This window comes from Nonomuraea sp. NPDC003201 (assembly GCF_053590415.1).
On the sequence record NZ_JBSFTC010000364.1, the window covers coordinates 1 to 10,035 of the forward strand.

At 69.8% G+C, this 10,035-nt stretch carries 8 protein-coding genes; 2 read left to right on the forward strand and 6 right to left on the reverse strand.

Annotated features, from left to right (window positions below; translation table 11 throughout):
- Together ACWDX9_RS54040 and ACWDX9_RS54045 are read right to left on the reverse strand one after the other, a co-directional pair.
- Positions 1–1,135: right-handed parallel beta-helix repeat-containing protein (locus tag ACWDX9_RS54040; RefSeq protein ID WP_449970077.1), on the reverse strand; the 1,135-nt coding region annotated here is incomplete at its 3' end.
- Between the two features lie 536 nt (positions 1,136–1,671).
- Complete coding sequence (locus ACWDX9_RS54045) at positions 1,672–2,274, reverse strand: TetR/AcrR family transcriptional regulator (RefSeq protein WP_357729441.1); 603 nt, start codon at positions 2,272–2,274, stop codon at positions 1,672–1,674.
- A gap of 108 nt (positions 2,275–2,382) precedes the next feature.
- On the opposite strand from ACWDX9_RS54045, the gene ACWDX9_RS54050 reads away from it, so the two are divergent.
- Positions 2,383–2,940, forward strand: a complete 558-nt coding sequence (locus ACWDX9_RS54050) for an RNA-guided endonuclease InsQ/TnpB family protein (RefSeq protein WP_449970091.1) — start codon at positions 2,383–2,385, stop codon at positions 2,938–2,940.
- Between the two features lie 45 nt (positions 2,941–2,985).
- On the opposite strand, the gene ACWDX9_RS54055 is transcribed toward ACWDX9_RS54050, so the two are convergent.
- The gene (locus ACWDX9_RS54055) at positions 2,986–4,551 is read right to left on the reverse strand and encodes an MFS transporter (protein ID WP_449970080.1); all 1,566 of its coding nucleotides are present in this window, start codon (positions 4,549–4,551) and stop codon (positions 2,986–2,988) included.
- A 488-nt stretch (positions 4,552–5,039) separates the two neighbouring features.
- Positions 5,040–6,290 carry an MFS transporter gene (locus ACWDX9_RS54060; protein ID WP_449970083.1) on the reverse strand — a complete coding sequence of 417 codons (1,251 nt, stop codon included), beginning with the start codon at positions 6,288–6,290 and terminating at the stop codon, positions 5,040–5,042.
- Between the two features lie 144 nt (positions 6,291–6,434).
- On the opposite strand from ACWDX9_RS54060, the gene panB reads away from it, so the two are divergent.
- A complete protein-coding gene (gene panB / locus ACWDX9_RS54065; RefSeq protein ID WP_363963281.1) occupies positions 6,435–7,265 on the forward strand; it encodes a 3-methyl-2-oxobutanoate hydroxymethyltransferase in 831 nt (276 codons plus the stop codon).
- 272 nt (positions 7,266–7,537) lie between these two features.
- Here panB and ACWDX9_RS54070 read toward each other — a convergent pair whose 3' ends face one another.
- Together ACWDX9_RS54070 and ACWDX9_RS54075 are read right to left on the reverse strand one after the other, a co-directional pair.
- Positions 7,538–8,611, reverse strand: a complete 1,074-nt coding sequence (locus tag ACWDX9_RS54070) for a pyridoxal-phosphate dependent enzyme (RefSeq protein WP_449970087.1) — start codon at positions 8,609–8,611, stop codon at positions 7,538–7,540.
- A gap of 8 nt (positions 8,612–8,619) precedes the next feature.
- Entirely contained in the window at positions 8,620–9,807 is a 1,188-nt protein-coding gene (locus ACWDX9_RS54075; protein ID WP_449970088.1) for a trans-sulfuration enzyme family protein, read from the reverse strand.
- Positions 9,808–10,035: the final 228 nt, after the last annotated feature.

Consider the following 10,035-nt stretch of genomic DNA (forward strand, 5'->3'; position numbering starts at 1 on the left):
CCGGCGCCGCGGCGGCGCAGACCGGCAGGACGGCGGGCGACGACGCGCCCGTGTCCCCCTGCCAGCAGTTGCCGGTGCCCTGCCCGTCCCACCACACGTCCAGGCCGTTGGGCCGCCGCTCGCCCGTCGGGCTCACGCCGAACACGTTGCCCTCGTAGCGGTTGTAGTCGGAGGTGTCGGCCTGCTTGGCCAGATCGTTCTCGCCCCTGATGAACGCGGGCACCCCGAACAGGTGGAAGGCCGCCCGCCGGTGACCCCAGACGCGGTTGTTCCTGAAGACGTTGTAGTTGCCGCCCGCGACCAGGATGCCCGTTCCCGGGGGCACGCCCACCTGCGAGCACACCACGCCCCGCTCGTAGCCGCGTTCGGCCGGGGGTTTGGCGCACGTGCCGTCGCGGGTGTAGCGGTAGTAGTCGCGGTTGTTGTCGTAGATCTTGTTGTTCTCGAACTTGGCGTGGTTCTGCGGCAGTCCGGGGTGCGAGGGCCAGAGGCTGTCCATCGTGGCGCCGACCATGTTGTCGTAGAACTCGTTGTCGTGCACCCACATCGAGTCGCCGGCGGTGCCCGAGTAGCCGAGCGCGTTGTCGTGGCTCTTGCAGCGGCGGATCTCGATGGCGTACCTGGGGACGTCGTGACCGCGCCCGTCGTTGAGGTTGGAGGCGCTGCCCGGGTAGAGGCCGCCGTCGCCGTTCCCGTACGCCTCGCAGTCGGTGTACAGGCCGTGGTCGCTGGCGAAGGTGAGGAAGCCGTACTCGTCGTTCCAGCGGGTGAGGACGCGGTCGATGACGAAACCGTCGGTTTCGAGCACGTACAGGGAGTTGAACGTGGTGCGCTGGGCGGTGAAGTTCCGGAAGTAGATGCCGTCGGTACGGTCGGCGCGGACGGCGTTGAGCTTGCGGTACTCCGCGTCGATCACGACGTCGAGCGGATCGGCTCCGGTGCCCTCGATCTGCAGGTCCTTCTTGCCGAGGATGGCGACGAGGTTCTGGTTGTGCGGGCACTGACGCTGCTGTTCGAAGGAGAGGATCTGGTAGCCCCACGTGGACCATCGGGCGGGGAGCTGGGCGCAGGCGCCGGTGGGGGCGGGCTGGCTGGGTTCCTCGCGGTAGAGTCCGGGGAGAATGGCGATCGTCATTCCGGGGCGGTCGACCTGGTCGACGGCTTCTTGGAGGTACCTAACCCCTTTTTGCTGACATTTCGCGAAAAGGTCGAGGTTGCGGGCTTTGAGATCCTCCGGAAATTTCGCGATTCGACGCTCAAAGTCGGCTTTATCCGTCTTGCACACCAGCAGATCCGGCTCCCCGGACCGCAGCACCGGCACCGTCCCCGTACCATCAGGCAGCGTCACCGGACGCTCCTCATGGGCGAAAGCGGTGCCGCCGGATAACAGCAGACCTGACGTGAGCACGACGATTGTCGCGATTTTTCGCATGGGGGGCATGGCCGCGAGATTAGAACAATGCTCACGTTCTGCCTAGGCCAAAAGGATCACACCTACGGACCCCCGTTGCCACAAACCCACCTGAGGCAAAGCCCGGCGGGGGCGGCCCTAACACGCCCCCGCCGGGAGTCATCACCCCCGAGGCCCCCTACCTCCGAAACGGCACTCACGCCATCACCCGAAGGACACGGCACAAGCCCGGGACATGCGCCGGTGGCCGACGTCTGCCGTCAGGGGGCCATTCCCGCCAGAGCCACGTCCACGACGCGTTCGGCGAGGTCCGGGGCGAGGTCACCGGCGGGACCCCACTTGGTGTACCAGAGCATGGTGCCGGTGAGGACGGCCATGCCCATGGAGACGTCCAGGTCGGCGCGGAGCTCGCCGTTGGCGATGCCGCGCTCGATCACCGCGCGCATCGCCTGCCGCCGAGGCTCGATGGCCCGCTTGACGAACCGGTCCATCAACTGCGGATAGCGATCGGCCTCGCTCATGGCGATCTTCATCACGCAGCGGTTGCGGGCCACGCCCGACTCGCTGCGCATCGCGTCGAGCAGGGAGATCAGGTCGTCACGCACCGACGTACCGGCGAGCGACGGCACCGGGGCCTTGAGCGTGGCGAGAGCGTCGACGACCAGGTCCTCCTTGTTGGACCAGCGCCGATAGATCGTCGTCTTACCGACACCCGCCCTCGACGCGATGGCCTCGATGGACAGATCGGAGACACCCATGCCCTCGCCGATCAGATCGAGGGTGGCCTCGATGATCGCCTTCTCGGCCTTCTCGCTACGCGGACGCCCCGCCGGACGGGCAGTCCCTGATTCCTGGATCGTCATCGCTGCCTCACCGTATATCTACATGCGTCGTTCTTGTGAGAGGGGGAGGAGACGCGGAACGACTGGGCACGTCGATCTCCTGCTTTCGTCGGTGCGCGGCTTCGACGGCTGCTGCGCAAGCTCGCCCGCGCCAGGCGCGGCTCGGCCCGGCGCACCCGAGTCAAACGAGCGATTGCCACGTTGAAGGCGCGTGAGAAGGATCGGCGCAAGGACTGGGTGGAGAAGACCAGCACCGATCTGGCACGCCGCTTCGATGTGATCGCCGTCGAGGACCTGAAAATCCGCAACATGACCCGGTCGGCCAAAGGCACCCTGCGCATGCCTGGCAGGAACGTCGCCCAGAAAGCCGGGCTGAACCGGTCGATCCTCGCGGCGGGCCGGGGACAGCTGGTCGAGCGACTGGAGCATAAGGCGCGGAGCCGGGTGGTGAGGGTCAACCCCGCGTACACGAGCCAGCGGTGCTCGGCGTGCGGGATCGTGGACGCGAAGGCGCGCGAGAGCCAAGCCGCCTTCCGCTGCCGATCCTGCGGATACGCCGGCAACGCCGACGTGAACGCGGCCAGGAATATCAAGCTGGCGGCAGGGCATGCCGTGACCGCGCGGGAAGGGCCACGGGTTGCCGGGCCGGTGCACCGCGAACCTCAACCTGTCCTCCTCTCCGCGTGAGATGGGTTGGAATCCCCCGCCTACCGTTCCAGACGGGGGAGGATGTCAAACTACAGCCGGTTCTTTCTGTTCCGCCTGCGAGACTGGGCGCGTCTTGCCCGGCATCCACTTTGCCACCACCGCGACGCCGACCAGCGCGATCACCGCCGACACCAGCGCCGTCACGTGCATGCCGTCGACGAACGCGGCGAACGCGGGCTTGATCAGCGCCTGGCCCCTCTCACCGAGCGCCTGGGCGACGCCCATCGTCTGCACGATCGACTCGCCCGCGGTGTGCTGGACGTCGGCGGGCAGGCCGGCCAGCGAGGGCGTGATCTCGCCGCGGTAGTTGGACGACAGCACCGAGCCGAGCACGGCCACGCCGAGCGCGCCGGCCACCTGGCGGACGGTGTTGCTCATGGCCGAGCCGACGCCGGCCTTCTCCCTGGGCAGCGACTCCATGATGGCGGTGGTCGCGGGCGGCATGATGTTCGCCATCGCGGCGCCCTGGACGAAGAAGATGACCTCGATCAGCACGATCGGCGTGTCCTGGTCCATGAGCGCGTAGCTGGCCAGGGCCCCCGTCACCACGATCATGCTCACGGTGGCCGACAGCTTGGCGCCGAACCGCTCGTTCACCCGCTGGCTGAGCGGCGCGAAGATGAGCTGCGCGGCGGCGAACGGGATCATCAGCGCCCCCGCCTGCACCGGCGAGAAGCCCAGCACGGTCTGCAGGTAGAAGGTCAGGAAGAACATCCCGCCCATCATCGCGAAGAAGACGATGCCCATCATGCCGATGGCCGAGCTGAAGCGGACGTTGCCGAAGTTGCGGACGTCGAAGATGGGGTGGTCGATGCGCCGCTCCCACCACACGAAAGCGCCCAGCACCACCAGCCCGAACAGCGTCGGCACCAGGACCTCCGCGCTGAAGACGGTGCCGAGGCCGCCGCCGCGGATGATGCCGTACACCACGGCCACCAACCCGATGATCGACAGCAGCACACCGACCGGGTCCAGCCTGGACGGCTTCGGGTCACGCGACTCCGGTACGAGGGTCGCGATGAGGATCATGGCGATGATCACGATCGGCACGTTGATCAGGAAGACCGAGCCCCACCAGAAGTGCTGGATCAGCAGGCCACCCGTGATCGGCCCGATCGCCACCGCGAGCCCCACACCACCGGCCCACACGCCGATCGCCTTGCCCCGCTCACCGGGCGGGAAGACGTTGGAGATGATCGCCAGGGTGGCCGGCATGATCGCCGCCCCGCCGATGCCCATCGCCGCCCTCGCCAGGATCAACTGCATCGGATCCTGCGAGTAGGCGCTGGCGAGCGAGGCCAGTCCGAACAGCGCCATGCCGATGAACAACATCCGCTTGCGCCCTGTTCGGTCGCCGATCACCCCGAACGTGAACAGCAACCCGGCGAACACCAGCGTGTAGGAGTTGATCGCCCACTCCAGCTCGCTCTGCGTCGCCCCCAAACCGACCGTCTTGTCGGCGATGGTCTTCATCGCCACGTTGAGGATGGTGTTGTCCAGCACGACGGCCAGCAGGCTGAACACCAGCACGCCGAGGATCCCCCATCGGCGTGGATGGCCCGCGTTCGGGTCCACTACTACGTCTCTCACGAAGAGCCCCCCAATTTCGATACGTACGAGTTTCGCAACGACACCGTAGCGCAAGCCATTCCGATACGCAACGGTCCCGTTTCGTAAACCCTGGGTTAACTCTCGCCAACGCTCGCGAGCCGAGGTGCTGAACGCGGTCGGCCGCCGCTTCGGGATCATCTTCGCCCAGCTGTCTCCCGCTCCCTCCGGCCGTCCTCACTCCTGCTGCGAGCAAGGAAGCGCGCCGCGTGCTACGGCCGCGTCACCACGCACCCATCCCCCACACCCCCGCGCAGCCCCCGGACTGCTGCCGTCCGACGCGATGGCGCACCCGACTCGGTGCCAGCGGGCGCGTGAGGCAACTGGCTGTCGTGGTCTCAGGCCGCCGCGCGAGCCGCCGACGACCACTTGTCCCCCGCGCCGCCGCCACGCCCCGCGCGCACCGGTCGGAGGACCACCGGCCGTCGGCTTAAGGAGCCGCCGATCGCCGGGCCCTGCTGGTCACCGGCTCAAGGGGCCTCGGCTGGTGCTGGAGTGGGCTCGGTGAGGGTCGAAGGGGGCGAATCCGACGGGGGCTGGGTGGAGGTTGGGAGGGGGTCGGCGGGGCGGCGGGGCCAGAAGGGGGCGGCGGCGAGCACCATGGCCACCCCCACCAGGCCCGCGAGCACGAACGCCCACGTCGGCCCGCTTGCGTCGATCACGGCGCCCGCGATGGGGGCCGAGCTCGCGCCGCCGATCAGCAGGGCCGTGCCATGGAAGCCCATCGCCTCGCCTCGCGCCGTGGAGGGCACCCACCGGGAGAGCACGTCGACCGTGGCCGACAGGGCCGGCGCGCAGAGGAGGCCTGCCGGGAGGAGCATCACGACCAGCCATTGCCAGCTGCTCACCAGGCTGACCGGGATGGTGAGCAGGCCCATGAACGCGATGAGCACCAAGGGTGAGAAGCCACGCGACAGACCGCCGTACACGAAGCCGCCGATCAGGGAGTAAACGCACCAGATGGCGACGGCGAGGCCGACCCACTGGGTCTGGCCGGCGTTGTTCATGGTCGCGATCAGGGACAGCTCGGTGGCCGTGAGCACGAACGTGGCCGCCGCCGCCGTCCCGAGCAACGCCACGAACCCGGGCGTCAGCCACTGCCGCCTGGACACCTTGATCGATTGCGCCTCCAGCTCGTCGGGCGATCGGGTGGGCGGATTGAGCATGAACATGCCCAGGCCCGCCGCCGCCGTGGCGACCCCGATGACCGTCATCGTCACCCTGCTGTCCAGCATCGTCAGCCCGGCCACCGCGAGAGCGGGACCGGCCATGTACGCCAGCTCGACCAGCATGGAGTCGAGCGCGAACGCGCTGCGCCGCTGGGAGACCGGCACCATGGCGGCCAGGCACTGCCTGGTCACGCTGAACACCGGCAACGCCAGCAGCCCCGCCACCGCCGCCGTCCCGATCAGGGCCGGGAACGGCAGCGCCCACGCGCACGCCCAGAACACCGCCTGCGCCACGGTCGTGACCATGACCACAGGACGTAACCCGTGCTTGTCGACGAACCTCCCCGACAACGGCGAGCCGATCGCCATGCCGATGGTGTTGGCCATGGTGACCAGCCCCGCCTTGCCGTATCCCAGGTCGAGCGCCATGGCCACGTGCAGGGTGAGCGTCATCCCCATGGCCGTGGACGGAACCCGCGCCAGCAGCCCCATCAGCAGCAACGCGGGAACGCCCGGGATCTTGACCAGTCGTCGGTAAGGGGCGAGAGCCATGTCGTTTCAACCTCCGCGCTGATTCTCGCAAGAGGCACCGACAGTTTCGCCACAGGTTTTTCGGCACGTGACAGCGCGTGCCATCATCGAAAGAGTCCGGGGACGCCACTGGGGCGCCTCGAGACGTTTCTGGAGGGTTCACACATGTCCTCTTCAACCACGCTGTACGGGGGCGTCTCCGGGCGCCGGGTCACCGTTCGCGACCTCACCGCCGCCAAGGAGCGCGGAGAGCGGTGGCCCATGGTCACCGCCTACGACGCGATGACGGCCAGGGTCTTCGACGACGCGGGCATCCCCGTTCTGCTGGTGGGCGACTCGGCGGCCATGGTCGTCTACGGGTACGACTCCACGCTGCCCGTCACGGTCGACGACCTCCTGCCCCTGACGGCGGCCGTGGTGCGCGGCTCGTCCCGGGCGCTGGTGGTCGCGGATCTGCCGTTCGGGTCGTACCAGTCCTCACCTCAGCAGGCGCTGGAGTCGGCCGCGCGCTTCATGAAGGAGGCCGGGGCGCACGCCGTCAAGCTGGAGGGCGGCCGCCGGGTCGTCCCGCAGGTGGAGGCGCTGGTCTCGGCCGGGGTCCCGGTCATGGCCCACCTCGGGCTGACCCCGCAGTCCGTGAACGTCCTGGGCGGTTACCGCGTTCAGGGGCGCGGCCAATCGGGCGACGAGCTCATGGCGGACGCCAAGGACCTGGAACGGGCGGGGGCGTTCTCGGTGGTGCTCGAATGCGTGCCGGCGGATCTGGCGGAGCGGGTGACGGCGTCGCTGACGATCCCCACCATCGGCATCGGCGCGGGCGCCGGGACGGACGCGCAGGTTCTGGTGTGGCAGGACCTGATGGGGCTCACGCCGCGTCCCGCCCGGTTCGTCAAGCGCTACGCGGATCTGGCCACCGAGATGGATCGCGCCGTCCGCGCCTTCGCCGCCGACGTGACTGCGGGCGCTTTCCCGGCTGCTGAGCACACGTACAACTGACGGCGGCCTACGACCCGCCCCCTACGCGGTGCCTTACGGCGGTACGGCCGCCTGCGACCGGATGACCGCCTGAGGTTGCTACCGCTACTGACGGTGACGGCTGGAACGGGCGTCCGGGCTGGGCGCCGAGGGCGTTGGAGGCCGGACTCCGGGCTCGGGCCGGGGCTGCTGTTTCGTGCGCGCGGATTCTGGGGCTCGGGGCCTGGCGTGAGGAGCCCGGGCGCGGCGTGAGGCGACGCCGCGTCCGTCGCTGGCATGAGATGGGGAGGTAGTCAGGGGGTGAGGGTGCCGGGGTCGGTGTTGGAGCCGCACAGCACCACGGCCACCCGCTCCCCCGGAGCCGGCGTGTACGCGCCCGACAGCAGTGCGGCGTACGCCGTCGCGCCCGCGGGTTCGGCCGCCACCCGGTGACGGGCCCAGAGGGTACGCCGGGCCTCCACGATCGCCTCGTCGGTCACCAGCACGCTCTCCACCCGCGGTGAGGACAGGACCTCGAACGCGATGGCGCCGATCTTGGTGGCGCCCAGCGCGTCGGCGGCCACCCCGCTCACCTCCACGGGCACCGGGTGTCCCGCGCGCAGCGCCTCGCGGAGGGTCGGGATCCGCTCGGGCTCGACCGCGATGATCCGCGGCCCGGAGCCGGGCGTCACACCGGAGCTGGGAGTCGTATGAGAGCCGGGCACCACACCGGAACCGGGCGTCACACCGGAGCCGGGCGCCTCACCGGAGCCAGGCACCGGGGCGGAGCCGGTTGTCGGGGTGGGTGGGGTTGCGGGCGTGTGGCCCGGCGAAGGGGTCGGGCCGGAGGTGCCGAGGGTGATGCCGGCGGCGAAGCCGCCCCCGCCGACGGCGACCACCACCGTGTCCACGCCACCCGTCTGCTCGACGATCTCCAGCCCCGTGGTCCCCTGCCCCGCCACCACCTCAGTCTGGTCGTACGCGTGCACCGCCAACGCCCCCGTCTCCGCGGCGCGCTTGGCGGCGGCCTCGGCGGCCTCCGAGTAGATGGCCCCGGTCTGCGTGATGTGGGCCCCCAGCGCCTCGAGCCCGGCGACCTTCACCGGGCTCGTCACCTCGGGCACGAAGATCTCCGCCCGCACCCCCAGGACCCGCGCCGCATAGGCGACGGCCAGCCCGTGGTTGCCGCCGCTGGCGGCGATCACCCCGCTGGGCGGCAGCTCGCCCGCCGACAGCATCCGGTTGAAGGCCCCGCGGACCTTGAACGAGCCCGAGTGCTGCAGCAGCTCCAGCTTGAAGAAGACGCCGGGCGAGACCTCCAGCACCGGCGTACGCAGCACGAGCCCGTCGATACGACTGGCCGCCGCCAGCACATCCGAGTAATCCACACAGGCCACTATGCCAGCGCCTGCGCCACGTCGGCCCACAGGTCCTCGGGGTGCTCGATGCCCACGGCGATGCGTACGGTGCCCTCGCCGATCCCGTGCCTGGCCAGTTCCCCGGCGCTCAGCGAGCGGTGGGACGTCGTCGCCGGATGCATGACGAGCGTCTCCACGCCGCCCAGCGACGGGGCGAGCAGCATGAGGCGTACGGAGCTCATGAACCTCTCCCCCGCCGCCCGCCCGCCGGCGAGGTCGAACGAGAGCACCCCGCCGAAGTCGGACAGCAGCTTCCCGGCCAGGTCGTGGGAGGGATGCGTGGCCAGGCCCGGCCAGTGCACGGCGGTGACGGCGGGGTGGGAGGCCAGGCGGGTGGCGAGGAGGCGGGCGTTGGAGCAGTGGCGTTCCATGCGCAGCGCGAGGGTCTGCAGCCCCCGCAGCGACAGCCAGGCGGCGAAGGGGTCGGCGGAGGCGCCCAGTTCGATCGCGAAATGCCAGACCTTCTCGTAGAGCTCGGTGGAGGCGAAGACGGCGAGCCCGCCCACCACGTCGGTGTGCCCGGACAGGTATTTGGTGGTGGAGTGTACGACGATGTCCGCCCCGTGCTCGATGGGCCGGCAGAGCAGGGCCGTGGCGAACGTGTTGTCCACCACGGACACGATCCCCAGCTCGCGGGCCGCCGCGCACATCCCCGGCAGGTCGGCGACCAGCGTCATCGGGTTGCTGATCGTCTCCAGATAGACGAGCCGGGTCTCCGGGCGGACGGCGGCGCGCAGGGCGGCGGGGTCGTTCTCGGGCACGTACGTCACCGTGATCCCGAACCTGCCCACCAGGTCGTTGATCATGGCGGCGGTCCCCCCGTACAGGGACTTCTGCGCGATGAGGTGGTCGCCGGGCTTGAGCAGGCCGAGCAGGACGGTGTTGATCGCGCCCATGCCCGAGCCCGTGGCGACGGCCCCCACCCCGCCCTCCAGCCCGGAGACGGCCTCCTCCAGGGAGCGGACGGTGGGGTTGGTGTAGCGCCCGTACACGAACGGCCCGTCGGCCCGTCCCATGGCGTCGGCCATCACGGCGGGGTCGTCGAAGACGAATCCGGAGGTCTGGTAGATCGGCACGGTGATCGGCCGGCTGCCCTCGATGACGGGCTGCGGCACGTGGACGGTGCGCGTCTCGGGGCGGAGCTCAGAGGGATGAGAATCGGTCATGCGTCAAGGATCGCCCGCGAAACGGTCCGGCGTCAGAGCCAATGCGGCAGAATTGGTCCATGAATGGGGCCAATCTCGCCGACGGCGACCTCGTCGATCTCCTGGGCCGCTGGGCGTCGGGCCGCGGCCCGCTCTACCTGCTGCTCGCTGCCCGGCTGCGGGCGCTCATCGACGACGGCGTGCTGCCGCCGGACCGGGCGCTCCCGCCGGACCGGGTGCTGGCCAAGC

Bases quoted from the DNA above. Each gene is read 5' to 3' on its own strand.
- ACWDX9_RS54045 (WP_357729441.1), bottom strand. From the start codon at position 2,274: ATGACGATCCAGGAATCAGGGACTGCCCGTCCGGCGGGGCGTCCGCGT.
- ACWDX9_RS54060 (WP_449970083.1), bottom strand. From the start codon at position 6,290: ATGGCTCTCGCCCCTTACCGACGACTGGTCAAGATCCCGGGCGTTCCC.
- panB (WP_363963281.1), top strand. From the start codon at position 6,435: ATGTCCTCTTCAACCACGCTGTACGGGGGCGTCTCCGGGCGCCGGGTC.
- ACWDX9_RS54075 (WP_449970088.1), bottom strand. From the start codon at position 9,807: ATGACCGATTCTCATCCCTCTGAGCTCCGCCCCGAGACGCGCACCGTC.